Genomic DNA, 15200 nt, shown 5'->3' on the forward strand with positions numbered 1-15200 from the left:
CTATTCCTTCGAGGCGGCACGCGCCGCAGCAATGGCCTGCCTTACCCGTTCGGGGGCGGTACCGCCATAGCTGGTGCGGCTGGCGACCGACGCCTCGACGGTCAGCGCGGCGAGCACCTCGGGCGTAACCGCTGCGTGGATCGCGGCCGCGTCGGCAGCAGGCAGCGCCGACAGCTCGACGCCCAACTCCTCGGCGCGCTTGACGCAGGCCCCAACGACATGATGCGCCTCGCGGAACGGCAACCCCGCCTCGCGCACCAGCCAGTCGGCAAGGTCGGTCGCGGTCGAATAGCCCGACGCAGCGAGCGCGCGCATGCGGTCGGTGCGGAAGGTCAGCGTCTCGACCATCCCGGTCATCGCGGCGAGCGACAGCGCCAGCGCGTCGAAGGCGCCGAACAGCGTTTCCTTGTCGTCCTGCAGATCCTTCGAATAGGTGAGCGGCAGGCCCTTGACGATGACGCTGAGCCGCTGGAACGCCCCGAGCAGCAGTCCTGCGCGCCCGCGCACCAGTTCGGCGGCATCGGGGTTGCGCTTTTGCGGCATGATCGAGCTGCCCGTCGACCAGGCGTCGGGCAGGCTGACGAAACCGAAGGGCTGGCTCGCCCAGATCACCACCTCTTCGGCGAGGCGCGAAAGGTGGATCGCGGCGATCGACGCCGAGGCGCAGAATTCGAGCGCGAAGTCGCGGTCCGAGACGGCATCGATGCTGTTCGCCATCGGCCGGGCAAACCCGAGCGCCGTCGCCGTCGCGTGGCGGTCGACCGGAAATCCGGTGCCCGCGAGCGCCGCCGCACCGAGCGGCGATTCGTTGAGCCGCGCGCGGCCGTCGGCGAAACGGCCGCGGTCGCGGCCGAACATCTCGACATAGGCGAGCAGATGGTGGCCGAGCGTCACCGGCTGCGCGACCTGCAGATGCGTGAAGCCGGGCATGATGCTGTCGGCATGCTCCTCGGCCCGCATCAGCAGCGCCGTTTGCAGCGCCGCCAGCCCGGCGTCGATCCGCTCGCAGGCGGTGCGCGTCCACAGGCGGAAGTCGGTGGCGACCTGATCGTTGCGCGAGCGTGCGGTGTGCAGCCGCCCGGCCGCCTCGCCGACCAGCTCCTTGAGCCGTGATTCGACGGTCATGTGAATGTCTTCGAGCGCAAGATCGACCGGCACGCCGTCGCGCGCGAATTCTTCGGCGATCTCGGCGAGGCCGCGGTCGATCACCACGGCATCCTCCGCCGCGATGATGCCCGTCGCGCCCAGCATCGCGGCGTGCGCGCGGCTGGCAGCGATATCCTCTCCCCACAGGCGCTTATCGACAGGGATCGACGCGTTTATCTCTTGCATGATCGCCGCGGGTCCGCCACCGAAGCGGCCACCCCACATGCTGTTGCTGTCCGGAGATTCCGCCATTCAACGCGTCCCGAGAAAAATCGCCCTGATCCTCGCGCTCTGCCTCGCCGGATCGATCGCGGGCTGCGATAGGGAAAAGCAGGCGGCGGAGCAAGCGGTGCCGGGTGAAGGAAATATTTCGCGCGGTGAAGCGAAAGGGACCCCTGCCGTAGGGCAATTCGAGCATGTCGTGGAACGCGGCAATGCCGGAAAATCCGCCCCGGCGGCGGCGTTTCGCGGGCCCGACGACGCGCCGCTGACGCTTGCCGCGTTCAAGGGCAAGCCGCTGCTCGTCAATCTGTGGGCGACATGGTGCGCGCCGTGCGTTGCCGAAATGCCGACGCTCGACAAACTTGCCGCAACGCGCCGCGAGACGATGACGGTGATCGCGGTGGCACAGGACCTGCAAGGCGCCGAGGTCGTCGACCCGTGGTTCCAGAAGGCGGGACTGACAGCACTCCAGCCCTATATCGATCCGCAGAACGGCCTGCTCGACGCCGCGAACAGCGCGCTGCCGACGAGCATCCTTTATGATGCCGAGGGTCGCGAGGTCTGGCGGGTGGTCGGCGCGATCGACTGGCAGGGCGAAGAAGCGCAGAAATTGCTCGCCGAAGCGGGCTGATCAATCGGCGCCGGTTTGCGCCAGTTCGACGAGGGCCCTGCCAAGCGCCGCCACATCCACCGCGCTCCGCGCCCCCGCGAAAAAGCTGGCCGAAACGCAAAACTCGGGCTTCGCCTGCGGAATCACCGCCGCGAGGGTGCAGATGCCGATGTGGGTATGGCCGTCGTCGAGCGCATAGCCCGCCTGCGCCGCCGCGCCGATCTGCTCGGCGTAGACGGCCAGCGACACGGGCTTTTGCCAGCGCACCGCAGCGAAACGGCGCGCGATTTCGTCCGGTCCGGGGGCTTGCGCCGCGGCGATCGCGCGCCCGACCGCGCCGCCGCCGAGCGGCTGGCGCTGCCCACGCGCGAGATGGATGCGGAGCACCGCGTTGCTTTCGGCGTGCGCGACAAGCTGCATACGATCGCGCGACGCGGTCTGCCACAGCCCGACGGTGACTTCATGCGCCTGCGCGAATTCCGCCAGCAACGGCACCATGCGATCGATCAGCCGCCGTGCATCGCCGTCGCGCAGCAGTCCCGACCGCCGCCACGCATCAGCGAGCCGATAGCGTTTTCCCGGCTGTTCGCGGACGATCACCCCTTCACCCAGCAAAGTACCGAGCAGGTTGAAAACGCTCGAGGGACTGAGGCCGACCGCCCGGCTGACATCGGACAAGGTCAGCGTCTCCGAATCGGCGAACAGCCGCATGATCGCAAAAGCCTGCGAAACCGATCTCACCCCGTCTGCCACGTGCACCGCCATTTTTCTTCATTGTGAAAACACAATTCTTTATATTGAATATATAGACCGACTCAACTAGCCGATTTCGAACCGATGAAATGGAGGATGCGATGGGCGGGATGCTGGACGGCAAGGTAGTGGCGGTAACCGGCGCAGGGCGCGGGGTCGGGCGCGAAATCGCCCTGCTTTGCGCGAAGGAAGGCGCGGCAGTCGTCGTCAACGACCTCGGCGGCAGTGCGGAAGGCGAAGGCGCCGACCTGTCGCCGGCACAGGAAACGGTGAACGACATCAAGGCCGCCGGCGGCAAGGCGCTGGCGAACGGCGCCAGCGTTTCCGACCCCAAGGGCGCGGCGAGCATCATCGAGGATGCGGTGCAGGCGTTCGGCCGCATCGACGCGGTGGTCAACAACGCCGGCATCCTGCGCGACCGCATCTGGCACAAGATGAGCCATGAAGACTGGAATGCGGTGATCGACGTTCACCTGAACGGCTGTTTCAACGTGTCGAAGGCGGCGACGCCCTATTTCCGCGACCAGCAGTCGGGCAGCTTTATCCATTTCACCTCGACCAGCGGGCTGATCGGCAATTTCGGCCAGGCCAATTATTCGGCGGCGAAGCTCGGCATCGTCGGACTGTCGCAGTCGATCGCGCTCGACATGGCGCGCGCCGGGGTGCGGTCGAACTGCATCGCGCCCTTTGCATGGAGCCGGCTGATTGCGACGATCCCCGCGACCAACGAGGCCGAGGCACTGCGCATCGAGCGCATGAAGACGATGACCGCCGACAAGATCGCCCCGCTCGTCGCCTTCCTCGCCAGCGACGCGTCGAAAGAGGTCAGCAATCAGGTCTTCGGCGTCCGCAAGAACGAGATTTTCCTCTTCTCGAAACCGCGTCCGATCCGCTCGATGCAGAAGAACGAGGGCTGGACCCCGCAGGCGATTGCCGACGAGATGCTCCCGGCCTTCCGCGGCAGCTTCGCCGATCCGGCCGAGCGCTCGGGCGACGTGTTTGGCTACGATCCGATCTGATGGCGATCGATCCTGACAAGCTGCTGTCGATGCCGCCGATCGTAACGCGGCAGGTGCTGACGCGGCGCGATACGATCCTCTACGCGCTCGGCGTCGGCGCGACCGAACTCGACTTCCTATTCGAGGAACGGCTGCAGGCGCTGCCGACGATGGCGGTGACGCTCGGCTATCCCGGCTTCTTCTGGCGCGACCCCGCCTATGGCGCGAACTGGCAGAAAATCCTGCACGGCGAACAGTCGACGGTCCTCCACGCGCCGCTGCCGGTCGCGGGCGAGATCGTCGGGTCGACCCGGATCGAGGCGCTCTATGACAAGGGCGCTGACAAGGGCGCGCTTGCGATGGTGACACGCGAGATTCACGACGGTGCTGGCATGCATCTCGCGACCTCGCGCTCGATGACCTTCCTGCGCGGCGACGGCGGCTTCGGCGGATCGTCCGAAGGCGCCCCGGTGCCGCACCCGGTCCCCGATCGTGCGCCCGACGACATCGTGACGCTGACCAGCACCGCCAATCTGGCGCAAATCTATCGCCTGTCGGGCGACCTCAACCCGCTGCACATCGACCCCGATGTCGCCAGGGCGGGCGGGTTCGAAGCGCCGATCCTGCACGGCCTCGCAACCTACGGTGTTATCGGACGCGCCTTGCTCGCGGCGCGCTGCGGGAACGAACCCGCCCGGCTCAAGCGGATCGACGGCCGCTTTTCGGCGCCGGTCTATCCGGGCGAGACGATCGAGACATCGATCTGGGACTCCAAAGAATCTGGGGATGGTGGCAAGCTCGCCTTCCGCGCCCGCGTCGTCGAGCGCGACAAGATTGTCTTTACCAACGGCTATGCGGAGACAGCATGATCGAGTTCGGAATCCTGTCCTTCGGTGCCTATGTGCCGGTCACCCGGCTGCAGCGCAGCGCGATCCATGCGACGAACGGCTGGTTCGCTGGCGGCCTGCGCGGGCTCGCCAAGGGCGAGAAAGCGGTCGCCAATTGGGACGAGGACAGCGTCACCATGGCGGTCGAGGCCGCGCGCGATGCGCTCGAAGGGATCGACCGCACGACCATCGAGCGCGTCGCCATCGCCTCGACCACCCTGCCCTTCGCCGACCGCCAGAATGCCGGCATCGTCAAGGAAGCGCTGAACCTGCCCGACGCGGTCGGCGCGCTCGATGTCGCCGGATCGCAGCGGGCCGCGACCTCGGCGCTGCTGGCAGCGCTGGGCGGGAACGAAACCACGCTGGTCACGGCGGCGGAAATCACGACGCCCAAGCCCGCGTCCGAACGCGAGATGACGAGCGGCGATGCCGCCGCGGCCGTCCTCGTCGGCACCGGCACACCAATCGCCACGTTCGTCGCGAGCCACAGCATCACGATGGATTTCGTCGATCATTTCCGCGAGGCCGGCAAAGCGCACGACTATGACTGGGAAGCGCGCTGGGTACGCGACGAGGGCTTTGCGCGGATCATGAATCCCGCCATCGCGGCGCTGCTCGAAAAAGCCGGTGTTGAGGGCGCGGCGATCGACCATTTCGTCGTCCCCGTCGCGGTCAAGGGCGTGCCCGAGATGCTCGCGAAGAAAGCGGGCATCGGGGAGGGCGCGGTCGCCGACACGCTCGGTGCGAACCTCGGCCATGCCGGCGCGGCACATGCGCTGGTGATGCTCGCAGCGACGCTCGAAAAGGCGAAGCCGGGCGAGCGCATCCTGCTCGCGAGCTTCGGTCAGGGCTGCGACCTCATCCTGTTGGAAGTCACCGGCGCGATCGGGTCGGTCAAGCCGCGGCTCGGAGTGTCAGGCTGGCTCGCGCGGCGGATCGAGTCGAGCAACTATGCCAAATATCTCTTCCATCGCGGGCTGCTCCAGCTCGACCGCGGGATGCGCGCCGAGCACGACAGCAAGACCGCGCTCACCGCGCTTTGGCGCAATCGCAAGGCGGTGCTCGGGCTCGTCGGCGGTCGCTGCACCAAGACGGGGACGGTGCAGTTCCCCAAGAGCGAGGTCAGCGTCAACGCTAACGACCATGCGGTCGGCACGCAGGAAGATTATCCCCTCGCCGAAGTCCCCGCCAAAATCCTCACCTGGACTGCCGACGCGCTCACTTACTCGCCCGATCCGCCGAGCTATTATGGCAATATCGACTTTGTCGGCGGCGGGCGCATGATGACCGAGTTCACCGATTTCGCGGGCGATGCGCTCGACGTCGGCGCCGATCTGCGCATGATGTTCCGCATCAAGGCCTATGACGAGAACCGGGGGTTCCGCCGCTATTTCTGGAAAGCCGCGCCGGCTTTCTGATCTTTCCTTCTCCCGCCGGGAGAAGGATAGGGAGCCTTGTCGCGAAGCGGCTAGGCGCAGTTGGATGAGGGTTTCGGCGGGCGCATGATTCCGCCAGCGGCGATCCCCTCGCCCAGCTTCAGCTAGGCAGCAAGCTGCCAAGCTTTCGCAACCCTCTCCCAACGGGAGAGGGAAAGAAGTGGAGACGAGACGATGGCCAAGGGTATCCGCGACAAGGTCGCCATATTGGGCATGGGCTGCGCGAAGTTCGGCGAACGCTGGGACAAGGACGAAGACCAGCTCATGCTCGAAGCCTATGAGGAGGCGATGGCCGACGCCGGGATCGAGGCGAGCCAGATCGACGCCGCGTGGCTCGGCGCCGCCTTCGACGCGCAGAATATCGGGCCGAGCGGCATCCCGCTCGCGGTCGCGCTGCGACTGCCCGACATCGGCGTCACCAAGGTCGAAAATTACTGCGCCAGCGGCACCGAAAGTTTTCGCGGCGCGGTCTATGCCGTCGCCTCGGGCGCGTGCGACATCGCGCTGGCGATGGGCGCGGAGAAGCTCAAGGACACCGGCTATGGCGGCCTGCCCGTCCGCACCCGCGGCACGACGCACGACATGATCGGTATCACCGGATCGGCGCCGGGCAATTTCGCCCAGCTCGCGAGCGCGTACCGCGGCGTCCACGGCGTCGGCAAGGACGACCTCAAGCGCGCGATGGCGCATGTCTCGGTCAAGAGCCACGCCAATGGCGCAAAGAACCCCAAGGCGCATCTGCAAAAGGCGGTGACGATGGATCAGGTGCTGAACGCGCCGATGATCGCCGAGCCGCTGGGCCTGTTCGACTGCTGCGGGGTCAGCGACGGCGCCGCCTGCGCGATCGTGACGACGCCCGAAATCGCGCGCGCGCTCGGCAAGACCGATATCGTGACGGTGAAGGCGCTCCAGCTCGCGACCTCGAACGGCTGGGAGATGCAGGCATCGGGGTGGAACGGCAGCTATTTCCACACGACGCGCGTCGCCGCGACCAAGGCCTATGACGAGGCGGGGATCACCGACCCGCGGTCGCAATTGAGCCTGATCGAGGTTCACGACTGTTTCTCGGTGACCGAACTGGTGACGATGGAGGATCTTCATATCTCGAAGGAGGGCCAGGGCTGGCGCGACGTGCTCGACGGCTTCTTCGACGCCGACGGCCAGATCCCCTGCCAGATCGACGGCGGGCTCAAATGCTTCGGCCATCCGATCGGGGCATCGGGCCTCCGGATGATCTACGAAAATTATCTCCAGCTTCTCGGCCGCGCCGGCGAACGCCAGCGGCAGGACAATCCGGTCTTTGCTTTGAGCCATAACCTCGGCGGCATGCCGAACCAGAATGTGTCGTCGATCGCGATCATCGGGCGCGCCGACGCATGAGCCACGATTACACCGCCATCCGCGAAGAAGTCGCGAAGCTCTGCGCCGCCTTTCCCGGCCCCTATTGGCAGGCGAAAGACAAGGTCCGCGAATATCCGTCGGAGTTCGTCGCCGCGCTCGGCGAAGCGGGCTATCTCGCCGCGCTGATCCCCGAAGAATATGGCGGCGCCGGCCTGCCCTTGTCGGCCGCCGCGGCGATCCTCGAGGAAATCCAGCGGCAGGGCTGCAACGGCGGCGCGGTGCACGCGCAAATGTATGTGATGGGCACCGTGCTGCGCCACGGTTCAGAGGAGCAGAAGGCGCGCTATCTCCCCAAGGTCGCGACCGGCGAACTCCGCCTGCAGGCGTTCGGGGTCACCGAACCGACGAGCGGCACTGACACGCTGAGCCTGAAGACCGTCGCGCGGAAGGACGGCGATCATTATGTCGTCAACGGACAGAAGCTATGGACCAGCCGCGCCGAGCATAGCGACCTGATGATCCTGCTCGCGCGCACGACGCCGCGCGATCAGGCGGCGAGCCGCACCGAAGGCCTGTCGGTCTTCCTTGTCGACATGAAGGAAGCGCTTGCCGCGGGCACGCTGTCGATCCGCCCGATCGACACGATGATGAACCATGCGACGACCGAAATCTTCTTCGATAATATGCGCATTCCTGCCGCCAACCTGATCGGCGAGGAGGGCAAGGGCTTCCGCTATATCCTGTCGGGGATGAACGCCGAACGGCTGCTGATCGCCGCCGAATGCATCGGCGACGCGAAGTGGTTCATCGACAAGGCAAGCGCATACGCGAAGGAACGCGTGCTGTTCGGGCGCCCGATCGGCCAGAATCAGGGTGTGCAATTTCCGATCGCTCGCGCCTATGCCCAGATGCGCGCCGCCGAATTGCTCGTCCACGATGGCATCGCCAAATATGAAGCGGGCGAGAATGCGGGGGCCGAGGCAAATATGGCCAAGATGCTCGCCGCCGAGGCGAGCTGGGCGGCGGGCGAGGCGTGCATCCAGACCCACGGCGGCTTCGGCTTCGCGGCCGAGTATGACATCGAACGCAAGTTCCGCGAAACGCGCCTCTATCAGGTCGCGCCGATCAGCACGAACATGATCCTGTCCTATGTGGCGGAGCATGTGCTGGGAATGCCGCGGAGCTATTGAGCGGAAAGTCTGCTTTGGGGTGAGGAGCGGACGTTCGGCCGTTTTGAGTGCCCCGGCGAAGGCCGGGGTCCAAAGCGTGGGAAGCCAGCGCCGCGCACTTGCGCCCCTGAACCCGAAAAGGCAGGCCCCGGGTCAAGCCCGGGGTGACGGATGTGGTTTAGGCCAATGTCGCGTTTCGACCGGGAGCGGACAAAGACGCAAAGAAGGGCGGGCGCCCGATCACGCCCGCCCTTCCCTGCGACCCGGAGCAAGGTCCGGGTAAGCGTCGAAGGCTTAGCCGCCGACCGTCACGCGGCCGCTGCGATAGCCCTTCTTGCGCATTTCCTTCACATAATCCTTGTCGGCGTCGACCACCTCGGTCTCCCATTCATCCCACGCGTCCCAGCGGTCCTCGCGGTCGGTGGCATGGCGAAGGTCGCTGGTCAGCTCCTTCTCTGCCTCCAGAATGTCGGCCTTGTAATTATACCAATATTGGTTGACGACGCCCGCGATCGGGGCGGTGCGGATGTGCGGCGCCTCGAATCCCGGCGGCATCGAGCCATAGGGCACGGCCGCAACGGCGACACTGGCGGGGAGAGCCATCAGAACGGCGAGGGTGGTCCACTTTTTCATTGTCCAACTCCTGATTTGCGCTCCACCGCAGCGGAGCGTCACAGGAGAAAACGAAGCAACGGGCGATTTTCTTCCCGGCTGGCCGATGAATTGGCACGGCTGGTAGCGGAATCGTCTGGAATAGCCTCAGCCGGGGTGCGCTTCGTCGCCGACCGCCGAGCGGAGCAGACCGCGAAACACATCCTGCGCGCTCCGCTTTCCCTGCGTCACATCGAACACATCCTGCGCTATCGGCATCGCAATAGCGTGCTTTTCGGCGAGCGCGATCACCGTCGGGGCGCTTTTCACCCCCTCGGCGACCATGTTCATGCCCGCGATGATCTCGTCGATATGCCGCCCCTTGCCGAGCTCGACCCCGACATGGCGGTTGCGCGACAGCGTGCTGGTGCAGGTGGCGATGAGGTCGCCCATGCCGGTGAGCCCCGCAAAAGTCTCGGGCCGCCCGCCCATCGCGACGCCGAGCCGGGTGATCTCGGCCAGCCCGCGCGTCATCAGCCCGGCGCGCGTGTTGTCGCCCGCCCCCAACCCGTCGCCCATGCCGACCGCGATCGCGATGATATTCTTGAGCACCCCGCCGAGTTCGCAGCCGAGCAGGTCGGTGTTGGTGTAGACGCGGAACAGACCCGAATGGAACACCGGCTGGAGCGCGCGGACGACGATCTCGTCTTCCATCGAGAGCACGCTCGCCGCCGCCTGCCCGGTCATGATCTCGCGCGCCAGATTGGGGCCGGTGAGGACGCCGACGGGATGGCCGGGCAGCACTTCCTCGATCAGTTCAGTCATCCGCTTGCCCGAGGAGAGTTCGAGCCCCTTGGTCAGGCTGATCACCGGCACCCATGGGCGGAGATGCAGCTTCGCTTCCTCCAACACGCTACGAAAGCTGTGCGAGGGGACGCCCATCACCAGCACATCGGCCCCCGCGACGACGTCGCCCATGTCGGCGGTGGCGCCGAGCGCCAGCGGCAGCTTGATGCCGGGCAGATATTTGCGGTTCTCATTGTCGCGGTTGATGCCGTCGACGGTCTCCGCATCGCGCGCCCACAGCGTGATCGGCGCATTGCGCGACACCACCGACGCGACCGTCGTTCCCCAACTGCCCCCACCGAGCAGCCCGACCTTCAACCGCATGAACCTCTCCCGCTATTTTCGCAGGAGAGTGGCGCGCTTCTCACAGCTTGGCAAGAAAGCCCTTGATCACCTCGGCCGTCCCCTTCGGGTCCTCGACCATCGGAACATGACCGACATGCTCCATGATGTGCGAGCGGCTGCCCGCGATCCCCGCTTCGAGGACGGGGACGCAGCTCACATCAATGACGCGATCATGGCGGCCCCACAGGATCAATGTCGGCACCTTCACCTCGCCGAGCCGGCCGTTGAGCGGATGGTCGCGCGCTTCGTTGGCGATGATCCAGAAGATCGTGTCGAGCTGGTCGCGGTAGCGCAGCCCGTCGGCGTAGAGCGCGGGTTTCAGCCGCCGCGGGATGAAGGGCGGCTTGTGGACGACCATCGCCACCAGCCGGTCGGCATCCTCAAGGCTGGCGAGAACGAGCGGGCTACCCTCCCCTTCGACCGCCTGCTTCTGAAGGTCGCTCTCGTCCGCGCCGAGCACCCCGGCATTGTCGATCAGGATCAGGCTGGCCAGCGCATCCGGATAATCGAGCGCATAGCGCAGCGCGATCCAGCCGCCCATGCTGTTGCCCGCGATATGCGGCCGCGCGAGACCGAGCGCGTCGGAAAATTCCTTGAGCCGCCGCGTCTGCGCCTCGATGTCATAGGCGAGTTCCGGGTTGCGTTCATTCTCGCCGAAACCGGGCAGGTCGGGCGCGATGACGTGATAATCGCGCGTCAGATAGGGCGCGATCATCGACCAATTATCCTTGTCGCCCGAAAAACCATGGACGAGGAGGAGCAACGGCTTCGACCGGTCGCCGCCTTCCAGATAGGGCCAGGCGCGGCCATTTACGGCCACGCTTTTCTGCACCGTGCCGCCACGCTTGCGCAGCAGCCAGCGGCCAAGCGCAAGCAGGCGGCCGGGGAAAATGAAATACATCAGCGCGAGCGCGATCAGCGGCGCAAAGAGGAGGACGAGCAGGATTCTCATGCCGTGGCCTCCGAGCTCACATGCGCATCGAACCAGCCGACCAGATCGCTCAGGACCGCGTCCTGTTCGGGTTCATTATAGATTTCGTGGAACAGGCGCGGATAGATTTTGAGCGTCTTGTCCGCCGACGACACATGGTCGAACAGATATTGCGACCCCTCGGTCGAGGCGAGGCTGTCGGCCTCGCCATGCTGGAGCAGGATCGGCAGGCGGATCTTCGGCGCACCGGCCTGCGCCGCCGCCATTGCGTCCATGAATTCCTTGCCCAGCCGCGCGCCGATCTTGCCGGTGTAGACGAGCGGGTCGGCGAGATAGGCGGCGACCACCGCAGGATCGCGGCTGACGCCGTTGGCATCGAGCGCTAGCACCCCGAGGTGCGGTAAGAAGCGCGACAGGAAGCGGCTGATCCACACCGTGAAACGCGAGGGCGGCGCCCCCGACACGATCGCAGGGCCCGAAAGCGCCGCAGCGACGAACGCTTGCTGGCGCTCAATCAGGAACAAGGTCGCGATCAGCCCGCCCATGCTGTGACCGAGCAGCAGGCGCGGCGTATCGCCGTGATTGACCTCGACCAATGTCAGCAGTTCGGCCATGCCGTCGGTGAAGGCCGAAAAGCGCGGCACGAACCCCGGCGTCCCGTCCGACCGCCCGTGCCCCCAATGATCGATCGCATAGACCCCATAACCCGCATCGGTCAGCCGCTTCGCGACATGCGCATAGCGTCCGGCATGCTCGGCATAACCGTGCGCGAGCAGCACGATCGCTTTCGGCGCGGTTGCGGGCAGCCAGTGGGTGACGTGAAGCGCCGCACCGGCACCGGCCGATCCGGCGGGCAGGACGATCGCGCCCGTCGCCACGGTCAGCGCACCGCCTTCTTGAGCGCCGCGCTGCGGTGGCCGGGGCCGTCGTCGCCCGCTTTGTCGATCTTGGCGAGAATGACGTCGAGCGCGCGGCTGATCGCGGTCTGCGTCCGCACCATCTCGATCTTCGGCCACGCCGTGCGCATCCCGCTGTCGATCAGTTCGTCGATGTCGTCGCGCGACAGGTCGGAGAGAATCTTCGTCGGCGACCAGAATTTCGGGGGGCGGATGATGTTGATATCGCCGGTATATTCCTGATTGATCACCGAGCGCGCGAGGTTGGCAAGGCTGTTGAGTGGCGGCACCATTTCGAGCGGCTTCTGGAAGATCACCATATTGGCGTTGAGCCACGCCTTGAAGGTCGCCATCGACGCGTGCTGGATGGCCTCGATCGGCGCCATCTGCTTGCGCGTGTCGGTCGCAAAAGGCAGCGCCAGCGGGTTCGCCTGGCTGACGATATGGTGGTTGACGCCATAGAGGCGTTCGAGCCGCTTGGTCGGGATGTCGTGCGTGACCGACCCGTCGACCCAGCGCCGATCAGGCTGATAGGGCACGCGCTTGCCGCTCTCGTCGCGCGCCATCAGCATCACCGGCGGGAAAACGCCCGGCACCGCGCACGAGGCGAGCACTGCCTCGCGGATCAGCACGTTGGGCGCGGTGATCGCGTTGAGCAGGCGCCCGTTCTGGTGCTTTTCGGCGGGCGCGACGGAGACGTTGAGGTGGCGGCCGCTGATTTCATAAGCCTCCTGAAAGGTCAGGTCGGGGATCAGTTCGGCCAGCCGCGCCGCAACCTCGTCGGGCGCCAGCCGCCGCATCTCGGGATCGCGCGCCGGGTTGGCGAGACGCTCGCTTTCGAGGAAGGGGCCGACGTCGGCGTCCTTGCGCGTACAGACGACCGCAGCGACGATCGAACCGCCGCTCGATCCGGCGAGGATGTTCGGCAGCACGCCTTCGCTCCAGAGCGCCTTGACGACGCCGATATGGAAGAAGAGGAAGCTGCCCGAGCCCGACAGCAGCAGCGCCGAGCGGCCGTAGCAATGCTGGGCACGGCGGAAGAAATCGCGCTTTTCCTCGCGCGGGATGCCGCGCGACGCGGCGATCTTGTCGAGCGCCGCGACCACCTCGGCGACATAATCCTCGATCAGCTTTTTCGTGCCGAAGCGCGCCTTCTGGTACAGCCGCTCGTGCCCCATGCCGTCGATATTGCCGTGGATGCCCTCGTTGAGCACGAAGAGCAGCCCCTTGACGTCACCCGCCGCCGACAGTTTGCGCAGCTTTTCCAGCCGGCCGCGGATCGCCCTATAGTCGAAATGCTTGCTTTCGTCGGCATCGCGCCACGCCTGCGCCCCCGATTTCCGGTCATGCTCGCGCGCCGCCTTGGCCCAGACGATATAATCGGGCGCGGTCACAAGATCGCGATCGGCGCTGAGCGTCGGGGTGAAAAGCATTCGGTCTTCCTGCAAGACATGATTTATTTTTTACGAGTCTTGCCGGTTGCGTTGCCTTTGGCAACCGGTTTCGCCTTCGGTTTGCTGGCCGGTTTTGGCGCAGTTTTCGCTTTCGCCGCCGGTTTTGGCGCGACCTTGGCCGCTACCTTCGGCTTTTCCGTAGCAGCTTTCGCTTTTTCGGGTTTCGGTGCCGCGGCCATCAGGTCGGCGAAACTTTCGTCGATGCATTCGCGGAAAAAGGCGATATCGGGCATCACCGACCGTTCGGAGATGATCGAAAAGGCGATGCGGCCATTGTAGCTCGGCGTCGCGACGAACAGCCCCATATTGTTCGCGAGCGGCGCCATGCCGTGCTGCTGCACAAGCTGTGCGCCCGCCAGATAGAGTGGCACCTGCGCGCCCGGCACGTTCGAGATGAAGAGGTTGGTGCCGCGCACCGCGAAGCGCTCGCTCGTCACGATCCGCGCCACCGCCGCCATCGTCGCGCCGGGGATATGCTGCGACAGGTCGGTCATGATGCGCGCGCTGACCCCGGCCTTCGCTTCCTTCGCCTCGACCGTATAGTCGCGGATCGCCGCGAGCCGGCCCAGCGGATCGGCGATGTCGCTGCGCACCGGCACGCTCATCGCCGACACCTGGTTTCCGGGCGTCGCCGCCTTGCCGCCCTTGCCGCGCAGATTGATCGGCGCGACCGCAACGAGGCTCTCCTTCGGCAGTTCCTTGTGCTTCGCGAGATATTTGCGCAGCGCCCCGCCGACGGTGGTCAGCACGACATCGTTGACCGTCGCGCCGGGCACCTTCGCGCGGATTGCCGCGACATCGGCGAGCGCGACCGTCGTCGCGTCGAACATCTTGTGCGGCCCGACGGGCACGTTGAAGCGCGTTTCGGGAACACCGGCGGTCATCCCGCCTTCGGTCATCATCGTCTTGCGCGCCGCCGACACCAGCGCGGGCGACATCTTCAGCAGCGCATTCATGAACTTGACCGGCGACTGCATCGACGCCGACCAGGCGCGGGTGACGACCTCGGCGCTCGATGGCGGCTTGCCGAGATTTTCGGGCGGTGGCGGTTCGGCGATCGCCGGCGTGCCCTTCGCATCGATATCGCTCATCGCGATGAAGGCGTGCGCCCCCGACGCGCCGTCGACTGCGGCATGGTGAACGCGGTGGAGCATCGCAAAGCTGCCCTTCGGAATGCCCTCGATGCGGTCGAGCCCCTCGATGATATAAATGTCCCAGAGCGGGCGGTTCATATCCATCGGCTTCGAGAAATAGCGCGCGACCGCGATTGTGAATTGCCGCCAGTCGCCGGGCTCGGGCAGCCGCGCGTGGCTCATATGCGCCTCGATGTCGAAATGCTCGTCCTCGACCCAATAGGGATGGTCGACGTCGAACGGCAGCCGGTGCAGGCGGCGCTTGAACAAGGGCGAGGTATCGACGCGGCTTTCGACGTGGCGGATAATGTCCTTGAAACGCACGAATCCGCCCGGCGCGGTCGACGGGTCGTAGATATAGACCCCCATGATATGCGTCAGATTGTTTGCCGTCTGGGTATAGAGGAACTGGGCGTCCTGCGCGCTGAGCTGTTTGAGCATC

Annotated in this window: 14 protein-coding genes; 6 read left to right on the forward strand and 8 right to left on the reverse strand. The window is 65.8% G+C overall.

The window, feature by feature from the left end; translation table 11 throughout:
• Positions 1–1371, reverse strand: a complete 1371-nt coding sequence (argH, locus tag AN936_RS15495; RefSeq protein WP_054588892.1) for an argininosuccinate lyase — start codon at positions 1369–1371, stop codon at positions 1–3.
• On the opposite strand from argH, the gene AN936_RS15500 reads away from it, so the two are divergent.
• Positions 1370–1999, forward strand: a complete 630-nt coding sequence (locus AN936_RS15500) for a TlpA family protein disulfide reductase (protein WP_054588893.1) — start codon at positions 1370–1372, stop codon at positions 1997–1999. The two genes, argH and AN936_RS15500, sit on opposite strands and share 2 nt — an antisense overlap.
• Here AN936_RS15500 and AN936_RS15505 read toward each other — a convergent pair whose 3' ends face one another.
• Positions 2000–2743 (reverse strand): IclR family transcriptional regulator, encoded by a 744-nt coding sequence (locus AN936_RS15505; protein WP_054588894.1) that lies wholly within the window; start codon positions 2741–2743, stop codon positions 2000–2002.
• A gap of 89 nt (positions 2744–2832) precedes the next feature.
• Between AN936_RS15505 and AN936_RS15510 the strand changes: the two genes are divergently transcribed.
• The 5 genes from AN936_RS15510 to AN936_RS15530 all read left to right on the forward strand — a co-directional run bounded on the left by AN936_RS15510 (position 2833) and on the right by AN936_RS15530 (position 8583).
• Positions 2833–3750 (forward strand): SDR family NAD(P)-dependent oxidoreductase, encoded by a 918-nt coding sequence (locus tag AN936_RS15510; RefSeq protein WP_054590333.1) that lies wholly within the window; start codon positions 2833–2835, stop codon positions 3748–3750.
• Complete coding sequence (locus AN936_RS15515; RefSeq protein ID WP_054588895.1) at positions 3750–4598, forward strand: MaoC/PaaZ C-terminal domain-containing protein; 849 nt, start codon at positions 3750–3752, stop codon at positions 4596–4598. The genes AN936_RS15510 and AN936_RS15515 overlap by 1 nt, the downstream gene beginning before the upstream one ends.
• Positions 4595–6034 carry a 3-oxoacyl-[acyl-carrier-protein] synthase III C-terminal domain-containing protein gene (locus AN936_RS15520; RefSeq protein WP_054588896.1) on the forward strand — a complete coding sequence of 480 codons (1440 nt, stop codon included), beginning with the start codon at positions 4595–4597 and terminating at the stop codon, positions 6032–6034. The genes AN936_RS15515 and AN936_RS15520 overlap by 4 nt, the downstream gene beginning before the upstream one ends.
• Before the next feature lie 192 nt (positions 6035–6226).
• Positions 6227–7432 carry an acetyl-CoA acetyltransferase gene (locus AN936_RS15525; RefSeq protein ID WP_054588897.1) on the forward strand — a complete coding sequence of 402 codons (1206 nt, stop codon included), beginning with the start codon at positions 6227–6229 and terminating at the stop codon, positions 7430–7432.
• On the forward strand, positions 7429–8583 hold the full coding sequence (locus tag AN936_RS15530; protein ID WP_054588898.1) for an acyl-CoA dehydrogenase family protein: 1155 nt from the start codon (positions 7429–7431) through the stop codon (positions 8581–8583). Before AN936_RS15525 ends, AN936_RS15530 begins: the two co-directional genes overlap by 4 nt.
• A gap of 273 nt (positions 8584–8856) precedes the next feature.
• On the opposite strand, the gene AN936_RS15535 is transcribed toward AN936_RS15530, so the two are convergent.
• From AN936_RS15535 to AN936_RS15560, 6 genes are all read right to left on the reverse strand, one after another.
• The gene (locus AN936_RS15535) at positions 8857–9195 is read right to left on the reverse strand and encodes a hypothetical protein (RefSeq protein WP_054588899.1); all 339 of its coding nucleotides are present in this window, start codon (positions 9193–9195) and stop codon (positions 8857–8859) included.
• A 126-nt stretch (positions 9196–9321) separates the two neighbouring features.
• On the reverse strand, positions 9322–10323 hold the full coding sequence (locus AN936_RS15540; protein ID WP_054588900.1) for an NAD(P)H-dependent glycerol-3-phosphate dehydrogenase: 1002 nt from the start codon (positions 10321–10323) through the stop codon (positions 9322–9324).
• Positions 10324–10363: 40 nt separating this feature from the next.
• Positions 10364–11296 carry an alpha/beta fold hydrolase gene (locus AN936_RS15545; protein WP_054588901.1) on the reverse strand — a complete coding sequence of 311 codons (933 nt, stop codon included), beginning with the start codon at positions 11294–11296 and terminating at the stop codon, positions 10364–10366.
• Positions 11293–12153 carry an alpha/beta hydrolase gene (locus AN936_RS15550; RefSeq protein WP_054588902.1) on the reverse strand — a complete coding sequence of 287 codons (861 nt, stop codon included), beginning with the start codon at positions 12151–12153 and terminating at the stop codon, positions 11293–11295. Before AN936_RS15550 ends, AN936_RS15545 begins: the two co-directional genes overlap by 4 nt.
• Positions 12154–12155: 2 nt before the next feature.
• Positions 12156–13604, reverse strand: a complete 1449-nt coding sequence (locus AN936_RS15555) for a DUF3336 domain-containing protein (RefSeq protein ID WP_054588903.1) — start codon at positions 13602–13604, stop codon at positions 12156–12158.
• A 23-nt stretch (positions 13605–13627) separates the two neighbouring features.
• The gene (locus AN936_RS15560) at positions 13628–15199 is read right to left on the reverse strand and encodes a wax ester/triacylglycerol synthase family O-acyltransferase (RefSeq protein ID WP_054588904.1); all 1572 of its coding nucleotides are present in this window, start codon (positions 15197–15199) and stop codon (positions 13628–13630) included.
• Between the last annotated feature and the right edge of the window lies 1 nt (position 15200).

Source organism: Sphingopyxis macrogoltabida (assembly GCF_001307295.1).
GTDB lineage: Bacteria > Pseudomonadota > Alphaproteobacteria > Sphingomonadales > Sphingomonadaceae > Sphingopyxis > Sphingopyxis macrogoltabida_B.